Source organism: Burkholderia sp. MSMB1459WGS, assembly GCF_001534535.1.
Lineage (GTDB): Bacteria > Pseudomonadota > Gammaproteobacteria > Burkholderiales > Burkholderiaceae > Burkholderia.
Genome location: NZ_LPMU01000017.1, coordinates 28,639 through 45,730, shown reverse-complemented (window position 1 = coordinate 45,730; position 17,092 = coordinate 28,639). Strand labels below are relative to the sequence as shown.

The window sequence follows — 17,092 nt, the reverse complement described above, 5'->3', positions numbered from 1 at the left end:
ACTCTTCAGTTCAAACCTGTTACTGTTTTCGGTTCTTTCGAACCGGTCGCTCACTCAAAGCTGACAGGAATATGAATCACTTCATAAACCTGACTTACTTTAGTGTGAGACTCTTGATACTTTCGCTACCTGATCCGAGGATCAGCTCGCTTCCATCAAGCGCCCACACTTATCGGCTGTTAATTTTTAAAGAGCATTCTGCGAGGGATCTTGAACCCCTCAGCAGCGCTGCGTTTTCAGCAGCAGAGAAACGAGATTATGAACCGTGTTTCGCAGCGCGTCAACAACTTTCTGCACGACATCGTTGCGACTGCGGGGTCATCTTCCTGCGCCGTCGGGCTCGTTACCCCCGAACCCCAACAGCACCGCTTCCCTTCCTCCCGCGCCGCGTTTCCGTTAGCGCGAAAGAGGCGTGATTCTATGCATCCGCCCCCTTCCGTGCAAGCTCTTTGTGAAGAAAGTTTGAAAAAGCCTCCGTGCGCTGCCGCGCACGGAGGCTTTGGGCGCGACGCACGATGTCACGCTGTCGGCCCGCAGACCGCCGACAACCTTTCCCCCTCCTATATATAGAAGCGCGTCACTTGCTGCCCACCGCAGCCCGCAGTTGCTCGACCGGCACCGCGTCGGCCATCGCCGCGTAGCCCGCATCGCTCGGATGGATACCGTCGCCGCTATCGTATCGGCGCTGCAGCACGCTCGGGCGCGCCGGATCGCGCAGCACCGCGTCGAAGTCCACCACGCCGTCGAACCCGCCGCCGCGGATCCACCGGTTCACCTCGAGCCGAATCGCTTCGCGTCCGGCCGGCAACGCCGCCGGCGTGAGCGTCGCACCGAAGACCTTCACGCCCTGTCGGTGCGCCGCCTCGATCAGCCGGCGATAGCCGTCGATCAACGACGCGGCCGTCACCTGCGTATGCGGGTGATCGCAGTCGAGCCCCGCGCGCGGCGGCATCGCCGCGAAGTTGATGTCGTTGATCCCGATCAGCACGATCGCCGCCTTCACGCCCGAGCGCGACAGCGCATCGCGCTCGAACCGCGACGCCAGCGACGTGCCGTAGCACGCTGAATCGCTGAGCAACCGGTTCCCGCTGATGCCGAGATTCACGACGCCGATCGAATCGGCGCCCGACGCCGCCAACCGGCGCGCGAGCGCGTCGGGCCAGCGACGGTTCCGGTTCACGCTGGAGCGCAGCCCATCGGTGATCGAGTCGCCGATCGCGGCGACGCTGGCATGCGCGGAACCGACTTCGACGGCCAGCTCGGTCACCCACGCATATTGGGTAAAACGGGTGCGGAACGCGGCGGCGGCCGGATCGCTCACATGATCGCCGGGCCCAGACACATAGTTGAACTGGTTCGACACGCGATGCCAGACCGTCATCCGCTGGTTCGGCCCCATCCGGAGATCGATCGCATACGGCTGCGCGGCCATCACGTCGATCGCCACCGGATCGCTTTCGAGCTCCTGGCCCGGCGCGAGCGTCACCGACGCCTTACCGCCGAACCGCACCGGTACCGCCGCGCCGCCGGCAAGTGCCGCCCCTTCGCCGGCGCGCGCAAGGCTCGCGCCCTCGACGACCAGCGGCGCGCGACCGTATGCGTTGCTCACGCGAATCCGCGCGGCCCGCCCCGACACGGTCGGGTAGACGATCTGGCGCACGGTCCGCCCGGCCACGTCGGGAGCACGGTAGAGCGGCGGCGGCGAGGCGAGATCGGGAATCGGCTGCAGCGCGGTCGCCCACGCGGCGACCCAACCGGCCGGCGCGGCCGACGCCGCAAGCGGCGACACGAAAACGGCCGCGCCCAGCGCTACCGCGGCGAAACTGCTTCGAAATGACATCGGCGAAATCCTCATCGGAAAGCGGGCATTGTGCCGCAGAAGACGCGAGGCCCACGTGCGGGGCCGTACTCGCGCCGCCCGATCGCGCCCCGACTTCTGTCGTTTACCCGAATCCCATCGCAAATTCGCGAGAAATTTATTAACCGACCGGTCGGTTGGTTTATACTTCGCAACACATTCAACCGGACGAGAGCTTTCGCCATGTACACGCAATCCCTCGACATCCCCGGCAACGTCGCGCCGCTCGACGCCGCAGCCGAGTCGCCCGAGCAGGCGCGGTTCGATGCGGTGATGGCCGCGGACGGCAAGATCGAACCGCAGGACTGGATGCCCGACGCGTATCGCAAGACGCTGATACGCCAGATCTCGCAGCACGCGCATTCGGAAGTCGTCGGCATGCTGCCGGAAGGCAACTGGATCTCGCGCGCGCCGAGCCTGAAGCGCAAGGCGATCCTGCTCGCGAAGGTGCAGGACGAAGCCGGCCACGGCCTCTATCTTTATAGCGCGGCCGAAACGCTCGGCGTATCGCGCGATGCGCTGATCGACGCGCTGCACGCCGGCAAGGCGAAATACTCGAGCATCTTCAACTACCCGACGCCGACCTGGGCCGACGTGGGCGTGATCGGCTGGCTGGTCGACGGCGCCGCGATCATGAATCAGATCCCGCTGTGCCGCTGCACGTACGGCCCGTACGCGCGCGCGATGATCCGCGTGTGCAAGGAAGAGTCGTTCCACCAGCGCCAGGGTTTCGACGCGCTGCTGTCGATGATGAAGGGCAGCGACGCGCAACGCGCGATGGTCCAGCAGGCCGTCGACCGCTGGTGGTGGCCGGTGCTCATGATGTTCGGCCCGAGCGACGCCGATTCGGTCCACAGCAGCCAGTCCGCCAAATGGGGCATCAAGCGGATCTCGAACGACGATCTGCGGCAGAAATTCGTCGACGCGACGGTCGACCAGGCGAAGGTGCTCGGCGTGACGCTGCCCGACCCCGACCTGAAGTGGAACGAGGCGCGCGGCCACTACGACTACGGCACGATCGACTGGGACGAATTCTGGCGCGTGGTCAACGGCGACGGCCCGTGCAACAAGGAACGCCTCGCGACCCGCGTGAAAGCACACGAAGACGGCGCCTGGGTGCGCGAAGCCGCGCTCGCGCACGAAGCGAAGCGCCGCGCCCGCGCCGAACAGCACGCCGCCTGAGCGGCATCCCTCGAATTCAGGAATCAGGAGAAAGCGATGAACAAGGAATGGCCGATCTGGGAAGTGTTCGTGCGCAGCAAGCAGGGCCTCGACCACAAGCATTGCGGCAGCCTGCACGCCGCCGACGCGACGATGGCGCTGCGCATGGCGCGCGACGTCTACACGCGTCGCCAGGAAGGCGTGAGCATCTGGGTGGTGCCGTCGTCGGCGATCACCGCGTCGGATCCGAGCGAAAAGGCCGAACTGTTCGAGCCGGCGGGCGACAAGATCTACCGTCACCCGACGTTCTATACGCTGCCCGACGAAGTCAACCACATGTAACGCGCGCCATGACGATCACGCCCGAACACCTCTCCTACGTGCTGCGCCTCGCGGACAACGCGCTGATCCTCGGTCAGCGCAACGCCGAATGGTGCGGCCACGGCCCGATCCTCGAGGAAGACATCGCGCTCACCAACATGAGCCTCGACCTCATCGGCCAGGCGCGCATGCTGTATACCCACGCGGCCGAACTCGAGCGCCAGCTCACCGGCGCGACGAAAACCGAAGACGACTACGCGTACTTCCGCACCGAGCGCGAGTTCGCGAACTTCACGCTCGCCGAGCTGCCGCACTACGGCCCGGTGTCCGGCACCGCGCACGCCGACAAGGACTACGCGGTGACGATCGTGCGCAACTTCCTGTACGCGACGCTGATGCTGCACGTATGGAGCGCGCTGGAAACGTCGACCGACACGCAACTGGCCGCGATCGCCGCGAAATCGGTGAAGGAAACCCGCTATCACGTCCAGCATGCGCGCGAATGGCTCGTGCGCCTCGGCGACGGCACCGACGAATCGCACCGCCGCGCGCAAGCCGCGCTCGACTACCTGATGCCGTATACGCGCGAATGCTTCGCCGCCGATGCGATCGACGACGCGATCGTTGCAGCGGGCATCGGCCCGGCGCCGGCCGCGATCGAAGCCGCGTGGCGCGCGGACGTGGACGACGCGCTCGCGGAGGCCACGCTGACGCTGCCGGCGCCGGTGAAGCATGTGACGACCGGCAAGCGAGGCGAGCATTCGGAACACATGGGCTACCTGCTCGCGGAAATGCAGAGCCTCGCGCGCCAGCACCCCGGCGCGAGCTGGTAATCGGCCCACGCCACGGAGCCCGACGATGTCCGCCCAGACCGCTGCCCCAGCCCGCAACGCCGCCGCGCACCGCGACGATCCGCTGCTCGCCCGTGCGTGGGACGTGCTGGAAGCCGTGCCCGACCCGGAGATCCCGGTCGTGTCGATCCGCGAGCTCGGCATCCTGCGCGACGTCCGCCGCGCGGACGACGGCCGGCTCGAAGTCGTGATCACGCCGACCTACTCGGGCTGCCCGGCGATGTCGCAGATCGCCGAGGACATTGCCGCCGCGCTGCAGGCCGCCGATCTGCCGCCGCACCGGATCGAGACGGTGCTCGCGCCCGCATGGACGACCGACTGGATCACGCAGGAGGCGCGCGACAAGCTGCGCGCGTACGGCATTGCGCCGCCGGCCGGCCAGTGCGGCAGCGCCGCGCCGCGGGAAAACGTCGTGCGCTTCGTGCCGCGGCCGGTCGCGGCACCCGCCTGCCCGCGCTGCGGTTCCGCGCGCACCGAACGTCTCGCGCAGTTCGCGTCCACGGCCTGCAAGGCGCTGTATCGCTGCGTCGACTGCCGCGAACCCTTCGACTACTTCAAACCCTACTGAATATGGCGACCCCGCAATTTCATCCGCTGCGTATCCGCGACGTGCGGCCCGAGACCGCCGACGCCGTGACCGTCTCGTTCGACGTGCCGCCCGAGCTGCGCGACGCGTACCGCTTCACGCAGGGCCAGTTCGTCACGCTGAAGACCCACATCGACGGCGAGGAGACGCGCCGCTCGTATTCGATCTGCGTCGGCACGACGGACTACGACCGTGACGGCGAACTGCGCATCGGCATCAAACGCGTGCGCGGCGGCCGCTTCTCGAACTTCGCGTTCGACACGCTAAAGCCCGGCCACACGATCGACGTGATGACGCCGGACGGCCGCTTCTTCACGCACCTGAACGCAGACCACGGCAAGCAGTACGTCGCGTTTTCCGGCGGCTCGGGGATCACGCCGGTGCTCGCGATCGTGAAGACGACGCTCGAACTCGAGCCGCGCAGCACGTTCACGCTGATCTACGGCAACCGCAGCGTCGACGCGATCATGTTCGCGGAGGAGCTCGAGGACCTGAAGAATCGCTACATGAACCGCTTCGTCCTCTATCACGTGCTGTCGGACGACCTGCAGGACGTCGAGCTGTTCAACGGCGTGCTCGATCAGGCGAAGTGCGCGGAATTCCTCGCGACGCTGACGCCGGCCGACGCGATCGACGAGGCATTCATCTGCGGCCCGGCGCCGATGATGGACGCCGCCGAAGCCGCGCTGAAGGCGGCCGGCGTGCCGCAGGCGAAGGTGCACGTCGAGCGATTCGGCACGCCGCTGCCGCAGGCCGGCGCACCGGTCGTCGAGATCACCGACCAGACGCCGGCCGCCGACCTCGAAATCGTGCTCGACGGCAAGAAGCGCAAGCTGCGTTTGCCGTACGAAGGCGTGAGCCTGCTCGACGTGGGCCTGCGCGCCGGCCTCGCGCTGCCGTATGCGTGCAAGGGTGGCGTGTGCTGCACGTGCCGCGCGAAGGTGGTCGAAGGCGAAGTGCGGATGGAGAAGAACTACACGCTCGAGGACCACGAAGTGAAGGACGGCTTCGTGCTCACGTGCCAGTGCCACCCGATCAGCGACAAGGTCGTCGTGAGCTTCGACGAACGTTGAGCGGCATCGCGTCGCGGCGCCCGACGGTTTCTCGCCGTCACACATCTCGCTTACACTAGGGGCCGCCGGCCGGCTGGACGTCGCAACGTCCGCCCGGCCGGCGGTTTTCTTTTGTTGACGACAGGCCGATGAGTACCATTCATGTGATTCAGGGCGGCACCGCCGCCGCGTCGCTGCGCGAGGCTCTTGCGCAAGCCGGACGCGACGAGCGCGTCGTCGGTTTGCTCGACGATCTCGGCGTCGGGCCGCTGAAGGGCGCCGACGAGACGCCCGACACGCGCGCCGCCTTCTGGCAGCACGTGCTCGGCAACCAGATTCCCGACTGGAACGCGGAAATCGAAGGCGAATTCGCACGCCTCGACCAGCTCGCGACGGAGACCGGCCAGGTCGTCGTGTGGCACGCGCCGAGCGTCGGCGACAAGCTGCTGCTGCGCCGCGTCGCCTATCACCTGCGCAACGTGCCGCAGCGCCTGAACGAGGTGCGGCTGTCGGCCGCCGATCTCGACGCCGCGCAGCGCGCGTCGCTGTCGCGCACCGACCAGGCATGCGCGACCGGGATGTTCTCGCCCGCGGAACTGGCGCGCAAACGGCCGGCGGCCGCGCCGGTCTCGGTCCTGCGCATCGGCCGCCTCGCGCTCGAATGGCAGGAAGCGAAGCACCTGAACGCCGAACTGCGTTATTGGGTCAGCAACACGATCAAGAGCGGCCACTACGCCGATCTCGACGCACTGATCGTCGCGCGCGCGGAAACCGACTGGCAGCCTGCGCGGCGCCTCGTCGGCAGCATCATGGCCGCCGCCGACCGCGGCGGGCTGTTCGTCAGCGACTCGATCGCCTGGTGGCGTTGCCGCGAGCTGGCGGTCGCCGGCCGGCTCGAGCTGCAGGACGACGCGCCCGACGCCCTCTCTTCCACGCAGGTGCGCGCAGTCCGCGCCGCCCCGCACCGCTAATCTTCCGTATTCGACCATGGCCCGAACCCGAGCGCCCGACCACGAATCCCAGCGCGAGCAGATCCTCGACCTGGCCGCCGAGAAATTCGCGCAGACGAGCTACCCGAGCACGTCGATGTCCGATCTCGCGACCGCGAGCGGCACGTCGAAGGCGCGGCTCTATCACTATTACGAGAGCAAGGAAGCGATCCTGTTCGACCTGCTCGACCGCTACACGAAACGGCTGATGCTGATCATCGCCGAGGTCGAGGGCGCGAGCCAGCGGCGCGGCCTCAGCGAGCGCGACGCGTTCGCCGAACTCGTGCGCGCGTTCCTCGCCGAATACGAGACGTCGCACAGCCGCCACGTCGCGCTGCTCAACGACGTGAAGTATCTCGAGGACGCGCAGCGCGAAATCGTGCTCGACCGCCAGCGCGACATCGTCGCGGCGTTCACGCGGCAGCTCGCGCGCGCGTACCCGGACCGCATCTCGAAGGAAAACCAGACCTCGGTGACGATGATGGTGTTCGGGATGATCAACTGGACCTTCACGTGGCTGAAGCCGGGCGGGCGCCTCGGCTACCGCGACTTCGCCGAACAGGTGATCGACCTGATCGAACGCGGGCTGTCGACAGCCGCCTGATTGCCGCGCAGCAGCATGCGTTGCGTGGCGGGCACAGTGCGACCGCCCGCCACGCATTTCATATGATGAATTTTATATCCGTTAAAAATCAAATAGATAGAGAATGAACTAAGCGGATTTAGAATTCCTCCTCGGCATAAACACTGTCAAATACGGGTTTTCCCCAACCCCGCTCGGGTAAAATGCTGTTGCATTGCACAACCCGTTTGTGCGCCCACACTGAGGAACCCACGATGAACACGCAATTCAACGGCCGTGCCGATGCTGTCGGCAAGGTCGGTACTGCGCCGGTTCTCGTCAGGGAACTGGCTTCCAAAGACCGTGAGCAAATGCTCACCCACTTTCTCTCGCTCGACGAAGAGGACCGCCTGCTGCGCTTCGGCCAGATGGTTCCCGACCACGTGATCGAGAACTATGTCCGCACGATCGACTTCGGTCGCGATACCGTGTTCGGCGTGTTCGACCACGACCTCGAACTGATCGGCGTCGGCCACCTGGCCTATCTGCCGGCCGAGGGCGACACGCGCACGGCGGAATTCGGCGTGTCGGTGCTCGAAAGCGCGCGCGGCCGCGGCGTCGGCTCGAAGCTGTTCGAGCGCGCGGCGATCCGCAGCCGCAACACGCACGTGACGATGCTGTACATGCACTGCCTGTCGCGTAACGCGACGATGATGCACATCGCGAAGAAGTCCGGGATGCGGATCGAGTACGCGTACGGCGAAGCCGATGCGTACCTGTCGCTGCCGCCGGCCGACCACTCGACGATCATCGCCGAGATGCTGCAGGAGCAGGCCGCGGTGTTCGACTACGCGATGAAGCGCCAGGCGCGCCGCACGACGAAGTTCATCGAATCGCTGATGCCCGCCGCACTGACGGCCTGACGTCGACGACGTCAGCCAGCCGGGCCGCGCCTGCGGGCGTGCCCGGCGCCCTCCCTTCCCCGCCGCGCTAGCGCACCGAACGAATCGGCAACGCCGTCGTTTCCTTGAAGCAGTCGAGCGAGAAGCTCGTTTTCACGTCGATCACCGACGGATGGTGCAGCAGATGCTCCTGCACGAAGCGGGAGAAATGCGCCATGTCCTCGACCTGCACGCGCAGCAGGTAATCCATGTCGCCCGTCATCGCGTGGCACGCGACCACTTCCGGCCAGGCCTGCACGGCCGCGCGAAACAGTTCCGCGTGGGTCGCGCCCGCGCGCGCCGACGTCTCGTCGGCCCGCATCGGCGCGAGGCCGCCGCGCTTTTCGAGCCGCACGCTCACGTAGGCCAGCAGGTCGAGCCCGAGCTTCTGCGGATTCAGCAGCGCGACGTAGCCCGTGATCACGCCGATTTCCTCGAGCCGCCGGATCCGCCGCAGGCAGGGGCTCGGCGACAGGTTCACGCGTTCGGCGATCTCCTGGTTCGACAGGCGCCCGTTCTCCTGAAGAATCGCGAGAATTCGCCGATCGATGGCATCCAATTCGGCTTGCGCCATCTTCTGCCCTCCGATGATTATTTTGAGACTGGAAATTGCGCCATCGTAGGCGCGGGCGATTAAGTTCGCAAGTTTCCGCTCGCGGCCGCCCGCTACACTCTGTCGCATGTTTCGACTCGCCGCGCACGCGCGCTGCCGGCACGGCCGTCGACATCGAACCACGCCGGGCACGCGCACGCCGCCCCGGCCGATCGCCCCGCACAGGAGACACGACATGCAGATCCCCACCTGGGACAACCCCGTCGGCACCGACGGCTTCGAATTCATCGAATACACGGCACCGGACCCGAAAGCCCTCGGACAACTGTTCGAACGGATGGGTTTCACCGCGATCGCGCGCCATCGCCACAAGGACGTGACGGTGTACCGCCAGGGCGATATCAATTTCATCATCAACGCCGAACCCGATTCGTTCGCGCAACGCTTCGCGCGGCTGCACGGCCCGTCGATCTGCGCGATCGCGTTCCGCGTGCAGGATGCCGCCAAGGCGTACCAGCACGCGCTGGAGCTCGGCGCATGGGGCTTCGACAACAAGACCGGCCCGATGGAACTGAACATCCCCGCGATCAAGGGCATCGGCGATTCGCTGATCTACTTCGTCGACCGCTGGCGCGGCAAGAACGGCGCACAACCGGGCGCGATCGGCGACATCAGCATCTACGACGTCGACTTCGAACCGATTCCCGGCGCGAACCCGAACCCGGTCGGCCACGGCCTCACCTACATCGACCATCTGACGCACAACGTGCATCGCGGCCGCATGCAGGAATGGGCCGAGTTCTACGAACGCCTGTTCAACTTCCGCGAAGTGCGCTATTTCGACATCGAGGGCAAGGTGACGGGCGTGAAGTCGAAGGCGATGACGTCGCCGTGCGGCAAGATCCGCATCCCGATCAACGAGGAAGGCTCGGATACGGCCGGCCAGATCCAGGAATACCTGGACGCGTATCACGGCGAAGGCATCCAGCACATCGCGCTCGGCGCGAGCGACATCTACCGGGCGGTCGACGGGCTGCGCAGCAAGGAAGTGAAGCTGCTCGACACGATCGACACGTATTACGAGCTGGTCGACCGCCGCGTGCCGAACCACGGCGAATCGCTGGACGAGCTGAAGAAGCGCAAGATCCTGATCGACGGCGCGCGCGACGACCTGCTGCTGCAGATCTTCACCGAAAACCAGATCGGACCGATCTTCTTCGAGATCATCCAGCGCAAGGGCAACCAGGGCTTCGGCGAAGGCAACTTCAAGGCGCTGTTCGAATCGATCGAGCTCGACCAGATCCGCCGCGGCGTCGTGCAGGACAAGGCCTGACGCTGCCGCCGCGCGGCGGCCGCCCGAGTAACCGGGATGGCCACGCGGTCCGGCGGCACAAAGAAAAAGGGCGGGAACCCTCGGATTCCCGCCCTTTTTGCATACCGGCGCAGCCCGCGGGCCGCGCGATCGCATCAACGCACGTTCGCCTTCGACTCGGCGGCACGTTCGGCCGACGGCTGTGCTGCGGTGTCCTGGGCCGGCACGATCTGACGCATCTGCGCGCCGGCTGCCGCCAGTGCGCTCGCGCCGCGCGCGTGCACCGGGCCGGTCATCGCGAAAAACGCGGCGGACACGATCAGGAAACTCTGGATATGACGTGTGTTCATTGCACCTCCTGTAAAACTGCCGGCGCCTCCCCGACTGCGTCGGAACGAACCGACGCGGCCGGGCACCTCCGGCAGGCCGACAAGATTAACGGCATTTGCCGGCAGATCAATGCGGCTTTACATGCTTTTACATGATGTAACGCATCATCCCGCCCTGTTTTGCCGTGCGCCGCCCTCGTTTCCCGCGTTGCGACCGATGGGCGGCGGGTTTGCCCCAGTGCTACCATCCCTTGAAACCGGCGAACATGCCGGCCACTGCTGACGCGTCCAAAAGATGCCGACGCAACCGAAGTTTTGGTGATCCCAGACCGGGTGGAGGAGACAGTTAATGAATGCCCCGCTAGACGCAGACCAACGCGCGTCGCTAGAAGCCGCGCTGAAGTCCGTCACGCTTGACGACAAATACACGCTGGAACGCGGCCGCGCGTACATGAGCGGCATCCAGGCCCTCGTGCGCCTGCCGATGCTCCAGCAGGAACGCGACCGCGCCGCCGGCCTCAATACGGCCGGCTTCATCTCCGGCTACCGCGGCTCGCCGCTCGGCGGCCTCGATCTGTCGCTCTGGAAAGCCAAGCAGCATCTGGCCGCCCATCAGATCGTCTTCCAGCCCGGCCTCAACGAAGACCTCGCCGCCACCGCCGTGTGGGGCTCGCAGCAGGTGAACCTGTACCCGGGCGCAAAATACGACGGCGTGTTCGGCATGTGGTACGGCAAGGGCCCGGGCGTCGATCGCACCGGCGACGTCTTCAAGCACGCGAACTCGGCCGGCTCGTCGCAGCACGGCGGCGTGGTGGTGCTCGCCGGCGACGATCACGCGGCGAAATCGTCGACGCTCGCGCACCAATCCGAACACATCTTCAAGGCCTGCGGGCTGCCGGTGCTGTTCCCGTCCAACGTGCAGGAATATCTCGATTTCGGCCTGCACGGCTGGGCGATGAGCCGCTATTCGGGCCTGTGGGTCGCGCTCAAGTGCGTGACGGACGTCGTCGAATCATCGGCGTCGGTCGACATCGACCCGCATCGCACCGAAATCGTGCTGCCGACCGATTTCATCCTGCCGGAAGGCGGGCTGAACATCCGCTGGCCCGATCCGCCGCTCGTGCAGGAAGCGCGGCTGCTCGACTACAAGTGGTATGCGGCGCTCGCGTACGTGCGTGCGAACAAGCTCGACCGGATCGAGATCGACTCGCCGAATGCGCGCTTCGGGATCATGACCGGCGGCAAGGCGTACCTCGACGTGCGCCAGGCGCTGATCGACCTCGGCCTCGACGACGAAACCTGCGCGCGGATCGGCATCCGGCTCTACAAGGTCGGCTGCGTGTGGCCGCTCGAAGCGCAGGGCGCGCAGGCGTTCGCGCGCGGGCTCGACGAAATCCTCGTCGTCGAGGAAAAGCGCCAGATCCTCGAATACGCGATCAAGGAAGAGCTGTACAACTGGCCCGATGCGCAACGCCCGCGCGTGTTCGGCAAGTTCGACGAGAAGGACGGCGCCGGCGGCGAATGGTCGGTGCCGATGGGCAACTGGCTGCTGCCCGCGCACTACGAGCTGTCGCCGGCGATCATCGCGAAGGCGATCGCGACGCGGCTCGACAAGTTCGAATTGCCGTCCGACGTGCGAGCGCGCATCGCCGCGCGGCTCGCGGTGATCAACGCGAAGGAAATGGCGCTCGCGAAGCCGCACGTGCAAACCGAGCGCAAGCCGTGGTTCTGCTCGGGCTGCCCGCACAACACGTCGACCAACGTGCCGGAAGGCTCGCGCGCGATCGCGGGGATCGGCTGCCACTACATGACCGTGTGGATGGACCGCAGCACGAGCACCTTCAGCCAGATGGGCGGCGAAGGCGTGCCGTGGATCGGCCAGGCGCCGTTCACGGACGAAAAGCACGTGTTCGCGAACCTCGGCGACGGCACCTATTTCCATTCGGGCCTGCTCGCCGTGCGCGCGGCGATCTCGTCGAAGGCGAACATCACCTACAAGATCCTCTACAACGACGCGGTGGCGATGACGGGCGGCCAGCCGGTCGACGGCGTGCTGACGGTGCCGCAGATCACGCATCAGCTCGCGTCCGAAGGCGCGAAGAAGATCGTGATCGTCACCGACGAACCGGAGAAGTACGACAGCCAGAAGGCGCTGCTCGCACCGGGCGTGACGATCCATCACCGCGACCAGCTCGACGACGTGCAGCGCGAGCTGCGCGAGATCGAAGGCACGACGATCCTGATCTACGACCAGACCTGCGCGACCGAGAAGCGCCGCCGTCGCAAACGCGGCACGTATCCGGACCCGGCCAAGCGCGTCGTGATCAACGAAGCGGTGTGCGAAGGCTGCGGCGACTGCTCGGTGCAGTCGAACTGCCTGTCGGTCGAGCCGCTGGAAACCGAATTCGGCACGAAGCGCCAGATCAACCAGTCGAGCTGCAACAAGGATTTTTCGTGCGTGAAGGGCTTCTGCCCGAGCTTCGTCACGGTCGAAGGCGGCCAGTTGAAGAAGCCGAAGGCCGTGTCGGTCGACGGCAGCGCATTGCCGCCGATCCCCGAACCGACGCTGCCGGACATCGAGCGCGCGTACGGCGTGCTCGTCACCGGCGTGGGCGGCACGGGCGTCGTGACGATCGGCGCGCTGCTCGGGATGGCCGCGCACCTGGAGAACAAGGGCGTGACCGTGCTCGACGTCACCGGCCTCGCGCAGAAAGGCGGCGCCGTGATGAGCCACGTGCAGATCTCGCACGCGCCGACCGACATCCACGCCACGCGGATCGCGATGGGCGAAGCCGATCTCGTGATCGGCTGCGATGCGATCGTCACGGCCGGCGACGAATGCACGTCGCGGATGCGGCACGACGCGACACGGGTCGTCGTCAACAGTGCGCAGACGCCGACCGCCGAGTTCATCAAGAACCCGAACTGGGCCTTCCCCGGCGTGTCCGCCGAGAACGACATCCGCGCAGCGGCCGGTGACGCGGTCGACTTCATCGACGCGAACCGCTTCGCGGTCGCGCTGCTCGGCGATGCGATCTACACGAACCCGTTCGTGCTCGGCTACGCATGGCAGAAGGGCTGGCTGCCGCTGACGCTCGCGTCGCTCGAACGCGCGATCGAGCTGAACGCGGTATCGGTCGAGAAGAACCGCGCGGCGTTCGACTGGGGCCGCCGCGCCGCGTACGATCTCGCCAGCGTAAAGCAGGCCGCGGCCGGCGACGCCCGCCCCGCGCAAGGCGCCACGGTGATCTCGCTGCACACGAAGAAGGCGGTCGACGCGCTGATCGCGAAGCGCGTGGCATTCCTCACCGCGTACCAGAACGCCGCGTACGCGTCGCGTTATGCGGCATTCGTCGACAAGGTGCGCGCCACCGAGCGTGCGCTGGCGGACGGCGACACCGTGCAGGAGCCGCTGACCGAAGCGGTCGCGCGCAACCTGTTCAAGCTGATGGCGTACAAGGACGAATACGAGGTCGCGCGGCTGCAGTCCGATCCTGCGTTCCTCGCGCGCCTGACCGCGCAGTTCGAGGGAGACTGGAAGCTGAAATTCCACCTCGCGCCGCCGCTGTTCGCGAAGACGGATGCGCACGGCCATCTCGTGAAGAAGGCGTACGGCCCGTGGATGATGTCGGCGTTCCGGCTGCTCGCGAAGGCGAAGTTCCTGCGCGGCACGGGGCTCGATCCGTTCGGCCGCACCGCGGAGCGCCGCACCGAGCGCGCGCTGATCGGCGAGTACGAAGCGCTGATCGGCGAGGTGCTGGCCAAGCTGAACGCGGCCAACCGCCCGCTCGCGCTCGAGCTCGCCGCGCTGCCGGACGGCATTCGAGGCTACGGTCACGTGAAGGAGAACAACCTGCGCGCGGTGCGCCAGAAGTGGCACACGCTGCTCGCGAAGTGGCGTTCGCCGGCAGGCGGCGAGTCGCACCAGCAGGTCGCGTAACGGTACGCGGCGGGCGAAGCGTTCGCGGTCGGAACGCCCCGCCCGCGCCGCCCTTTACGGTTCACACGAAAAAAACGCCACGGAACGCAGGTTCCGTGGCGTTTTTCATTGCACCGCGCCTGATGCGCGGCACCCGCGGGCGTGAACTTACTTCGTGTTCACGTTCGCGGCGGCAACGGCCGTCATGTTGATGATCCGGCGCACGGTCGCGGCCGGCGTCAGGATGTGGACCGGCTTCGCCGCGCCGAGCAGGAACGGGCCGACCGTCACGCCTTCGCCGCCGACCATCTTCAGCAGGTTGTACGCGATGTTCGCGGCTTCGACGTTCGGCATGATCAGCAGGTTCGCTTCGCCCGACAGCGTCGTGCCCGGGAACGCCTGCTTGCGGATCATTTCCGACAGCGCCGCGTCGCCGTGCATTTCGCCGTCGACTTCGAGGTTCGGCGCACGTTCGACGATCAGCTTGCGGGCCTCGGCCATCCGGCGCGACGACGCCGACGGCGCGCTGCCGAAGTTCGAGTTCGACAGCAGCGCGGCCTTCGGCGCGATGCCGAAGCGCTCGATCTCGGCCGCGGCCTGGATCGTCATGTCGGCGAGCTGGTCGGCGCTCGGCAGTTCGTTCACGTACGTGTCGCACACGAACAGGTTGCGGCCCGGCAGCATCAGCAGGTTCATCGCGGCGAAGTGCTCGGCGCCCTTCGCACGGCCCAGCACCTGCTCGATGAACTTCAGGTGGCTGTGGAACGTGTCGATCATCCCGCAGATCATCCCGTCCGCATCGCCCAGGTGCACCAGCATCGCGCCGATCAGCGTGTTGAACTTGCGCATCGCGGCCTTCGCGACTTCCGGCGTCACGCCGTCGCGCGCGCCGATCTCCTGATACGCCTGCCAGTAGCGGTGGTAGCGCGCATCGTCTTCCGGATCGACGATTTCGAAATCGACGCCGGCCTTCAGCTTCGAACCGATCTTCGCGAGGCGCATGTCGACGACCGACGGACGGCCGACGATGATCGGCTTCGCGATCTTTTCCAGCAGCACGAACTGCGCGGCGCGCAGCACGCGCTCGTCCTCGCCTTCGGCGAACACGATGCGGGCCTCCTTCTGCTTCGCCGCCGCGAACACCGGGCGCATCACCATGCCGGTGCGGTAGACGGTCGCACCGAGCTGCTCGCGGTATGCGTCCATGTCCTGGATCGGACGCGTGGCGACACCCGAATCCATCGCGGCCTGTGCGACGGCCGGCGCGATCTTGATGATCAGGCGCGGGTCGAACGGCTTCGGAATCAGGTACTCCGGCCCGAACTCGAGCGAATGGCCTTCATACGCCTTCGCGACTTCCTCGCTCTGGTCGGTTTCCTCGGCCAGCTCGGCGATCGCGCGCACGCATGCGAGCTTCATTTCCTCGGTGATCGTCGTCGCGCCGACGTCGAGCGCGCCGCGGAAGATGAACGGGAAGCACAGCACGTTGTTGACCTGGTTCGGGTAGTCCGAACGGCCGGTCGCGACGATCGCGTCCGGGCGCACGGCCTTCGCGTCTTCCGGGCGGATTTCCGGTTCCGGGTTCGCGAGCGCCAGGATCAGCGGGCGATCGCCCATCGTCTTGACCATGTCCTGCTTCAGCACGCCCGCGCTCGAGCAGCCGAGGAACACGTCCGCGCCGACGATTGCGTCGGCGAGCGTGCGCGCGTCGGTGTTCGCCGCATAGCGCTGCTTCGACGGATCGAGGTTGCCGCGCCCTTCGTAGATCACGCCCTTCGAATCGGCGACGAGGATGTTCGACTTCGTGAGGCCGAGGTTCACCAGCAGGTCCAGACACGCGATCGCTGCGGCGCCCGCGCCCGAGCACACGAGCTTCACTTCCGACAACTTCTTGCCGACGACCTTCAGGCCGTTCAGGATCGCGGCCGACGCGATGATCGCGGTGCCGTGCTGATCGTCGTGGAAGACGGGGATCTTCATGCGCTCGCGCAGCTTCTGCTCGATGTAGAAGCATTCCGGCGCCTTGATGTCCTCGAGGTTGATGCCGCCGAGCGTCGGCTCGAGCATCGCGATCGCCTCGACGAGCTTGTCGGGGTCGGATTCCGACAGTTCGATGTCGAACACGTCGATGCCCGCGAATTTCTTGAAGAGGCAGCCCTTGCCTTCCATCACCGGCTTCGCGGCGAGCGGGCCGATGTTGCCCAGACCGAGCACGGCCGTGCCGTTCGTGATGACGCCGACGAGGTTGCCGCGCGACGTGTACTTCTGCGCGTCGAGCGGATCGGCGTGGATCGCCTCGCACGCGGCGGCGACGCCCGGCGAATACGCGAGCGACAGATCGAGCTGGTTCGACAGCGGCTTGGTCGGGGTGACCGAAATCTTGCCGGGTTTCGGGTTCAGGTGATAAGCGAGAGCGGCCTGCTTCAGTTGTTCGTCCATGATTGACCTGCGAGAGACATGCGAAATTGTGACGACTCAGTACACAGCACCTTCGGCCGCGTCTGCTTGAATCGAGGGGATGGTCGACTGCGAGACGGCCCGCGACGCGCCGGATCGGCACGCCATCGAACCTTGGCGGATGGCAAGAGGAAAGTACAAAGTACTGAACGATTTCCAAGGGTCGCCTAGTGTACACCCCCTAAATGACCTCTGTTGGTG

Annotated in this window: 14 protein-coding genes; 10 read left to right on the top strand and 4 right to left on the bottom strand. The window is 66.2% G+C overall.

Annotated features, from left to right (window positions below; translation table 11 throughout):
* Nucleotides 1-577: 577 nt before the first annotated feature.
* Nucleotides 578-1,840, bottom strand: a complete 1,263-nt coding sequence (locus tag WT97_RS07170; protein ID WP_060353221.1) for an SGNH/GDSL hydrolase family protein — start codon at nt 1,838-1,840, stop codon at nt 578-580.
* A 201-nt stretch (nt 1,841-2,041) separates the two neighbouring features.
* Between WT97_RS07170 and paaA the strand changes: the two genes are divergently transcribed.
* From paaA to WT97_RS07130, 8 genes are all read left to right on the top strand, one after another.
* On the top strand, nt 2,042-3,040 hold the full coding sequence (gene paaA, locus WT97_RS07165) for a 1,2-phenylacetyl-CoA epoxidase subunit PaaA (RefSeq protein ID WP_059500090.1): 999 nt from the start codon (nt 2,042-2,044) through the stop codon (nt 3,038-3,040).
* A gap of 36 nt (nt 3,041-3,076) precedes the next feature.
* A complete protein-coding gene (gene paaB, locus WT97_RS07160; RefSeq protein ID WP_006482881.1) occupies nt 3,077-3,361 on the top strand; it encodes a 1,2-phenylacetyl-CoA epoxidase subunit PaaB in 285 nt (94 codons plus the stop codon).
* Between the two features lie 8 nt (nt 3,362-3,369).
* A complete protein-coding gene (paaC, locus tag WT97_RS07155; RefSeq protein ID WP_059500088.1) occupies nt 3,370-4,173 on the top strand; it encodes a 1,2-phenylacetyl-CoA epoxidase subunit PaaC in 804 nt (267 codons plus the stop codon).
* A gap of 25 nt (nt 4,174-4,198) precedes the next feature.
* Nucleotides 4,199-4,759 (top strand): 1,2-phenylacetyl-CoA epoxidase subunit PaaD, encoded by a 561-nt coding sequence (gene paaD / locus WT97_RS07150; RefSeq protein ID WP_060030552.1) that lies wholly within the window; start codon nt 4,199-4,201, stop codon nt 4,757-4,759.
* A gap of 2 nt (nt 4,760-4,761) precedes the next feature.
* Nucleotides 4,762-5,850, top strand: coding sequence for a 1,2-phenylacetyl-CoA epoxidase subunit PaaE (gene paaE, locus WT97_RS07145; protein WP_034209525.1), 1,089 nt, complete (start codon nt 4,762-4,764; stop codon nt 5,848-5,850).
* Between the two features lie 128 nt (nt 5,851-5,978).
* The gene (locus WT97_RS07140) at nt 5,979-6,800 is read left to right on the top strand and encodes a DUF1835 domain-containing protein (protein ID WP_059500085.1); all 822 of its coding nucleotides are present in this window, start codon (nt 5,979-5,981) and stop codon (nt 6,798-6,800) included.
* A 16-nt stretch (nt 6,801-6,816) separates the two neighbouring features.
* Nucleotides 6,817-7,422 carry a TetR/AcrR family transcriptional regulator gene (locus WT97_RS07135; protein ID WP_006482923.1) on the top strand — a complete coding sequence of 202 codons (606 nt, stop codon included), beginning with the start codon at nt 6,817-6,819 and terminating at the stop codon, nt 7,420-7,422.
* A gap of 233 nt (nt 7,423-7,655) precedes the next feature.
* Nucleotides 7,656-8,303 (top strand): GNAT family N-acetyltransferase, encoded by a 648-nt coding sequence (locus WT97_RS07130; protein ID WP_059790402.1) that lies wholly within the window; start codon nt 7,656-7,658, stop codon nt 8,301-8,303.
* A 67-nt stretch (nt 8,304-8,370) separates the two neighbouring features.
* Here the strand turns inward: WT97_RS07130 and WT97_RS07125 are convergent, their stop codons facing one another.
* Nucleotides 8,371-8,895 carry an Lrp/AsnC family transcriptional regulator gene (locus WT97_RS07125; RefSeq protein ID WP_059500083.1) on the bottom strand — a complete coding sequence of 175 codons (525 nt, stop codon included), beginning with the start codon at nt 8,893-8,895 and terminating at the stop codon, nt 8,371-8,373.
* Nucleotides 8,896-9,109: 214 nt separating this feature from the next.
* Between WT97_RS07125 and hppD the strand changes: the two genes are divergently transcribed.
* Complete coding sequence (gene hppD / locus WT97_RS07120) at nt 9,110-10,207, top strand: 4-hydroxyphenylpyruvate dioxygenase (protein ID WP_059503372.1); 1,098 nt, start codon at nt 9,110-9,112, stop codon at nt 10,205-10,207.
* A 134-nt stretch (nt 10,208-10,341) separates the two neighbouring features.
* On the opposite strand, the gene WT97_RS07115 is transcribed toward hppD, so the two are convergent.
* Nucleotides 10,342-10,536: a hypothetical protein gene (locus tag WT97_RS07115; RefSeq protein ID WP_034209530.1), complete on the bottom strand. Its 195-nt coding sequence runs from the start codon at nt 10,534-10,536 to the stop codon at nt 10,342-10,344.
* 328 nt (nt 10,537-10,864) lie between these two features.
* Here WT97_RS07115 and WT97_RS07110 point away from each other — a divergent pair, with 328 nt between their 5' ends.
* Nucleotides 10,865-14,455 (top strand): indolepyruvate ferredoxin oxidoreductase family protein, encoded by a 3,591-nt coding sequence (locus WT97_RS07110; RefSeq protein WP_060353220.1) that lies wholly within the window; start codon nt 10,865-10,867, stop codon nt 14,453-14,455.
* Nucleotides 14,456-14,602: 147 nt separating this feature from the next.
* Here WT97_RS07110 and WT97_RS07105 read toward each other — a convergent pair whose 3' ends face one another.
* Nucleotides 14,603-16,873, bottom strand: a complete 2,271-nt coding sequence (locus WT97_RS07105) for an NADP-dependent malic enzyme (RefSeq protein WP_059790394.1) — start codon at nt 16,871-16,873, stop codon at nt 14,603-14,605.
* Between the last annotated feature and the right edge of the window lie 219 nt (nt 16,874-17,092).

Bases quoted from the DNA above. Each gene is read 5' to 3' on its own strand.
- WT97_RS07110 (WP_060353220.1), top strand. From the start codon at position 10,865: ATGAATGCCCCGCTAGACGCAGACCAACGCGCGTCGCTAGAAGCCGCG.
- hppD (WP_059503372.1), top strand. From the start codon at position 9,110: ATGCAGATCCCCACCTGGGACAACCCCGTCGGCACCGACGGCTTCGAA.
- paaA (WP_059500090.1), top strand. From the start codon at position 2,042: ATGTACACGCAATCCCTCGACATCCCCGGCAACGTCGCGCCGCTCGAC.
- WT97_RS07135 (WP_006482923.1), top strand. From the start codon at position 6,817: ATGGCCCGAACCCGAGCGCCCGACCACGAATCCCAGCGCGAGCAGATC.
- paaB (WP_006482881.1), top strand. From the start codon at position 3,077: ATGAACAAGGAATGGCCGATCTGGGAAGTGTTCGTGCGCAGCAAGCAG.
- WT97_RS07105 (WP_059790394.1), bottom strand. From the start codon at position 16,873: ATGGACGAACAACTGAAGCAGGCCGCTCTCGCTTATCACCTGAACCCG.
- paaC (WP_059500088.1), top strand. From the start codon at position 3,370: ATGACGATCACGCCCGAACACCTCTCCTACGTGCTGCGCCTCGCGGAC.
- paaE (WP_034209525.1), top strand. From the start codon at position 4,762: ATGGCGACCCCGCAATTTCATCCGCTGCGTATCCGCGACGTGCGGCCC.
- WT97_RS07130 (WP_059790402.1), top strand. From the start codon at position 7,656: ATGAACACGCAATTCAACGGCCGTGCCGATGCTGTCGGCAAGGTCGGT.
- paaD (WP_060030552.1), top strand. From the start codon at position 4,199: ATGTCCGCCCAGACCGCTGCCCCAGCCCGCAACGCCGCCGCGCACCGC.
- WT97_RS07115 (WP_034209530.1), bottom strand. From the start codon at position 10,536: ATGAACACACGTCATATCCAGAGTTTCCTGATCGTGTCCGCCGCGTTT.
- WT97_RS07125 (WP_059500083.1), bottom strand. From the start codon at position 8,895: ATGGCGCAAGCCGAATTGGATGCCATCGATCGGCGAATTCTCGCGATT.
- WT97_RS07140 (WP_059500085.1), top strand. From the start codon at position 5,979: ATGAGTACCATTCATGTGATTCAGGGCGGCACCGCCGCCGCGTCGCTG.
- WT97_RS07170 (WP_060353221.1), bottom strand. From the start codon at position 1,840: ATGTCATTTCGAAGCAGTTTCGCCGCGGTAGCGCTGGGCGCGGCCGTT.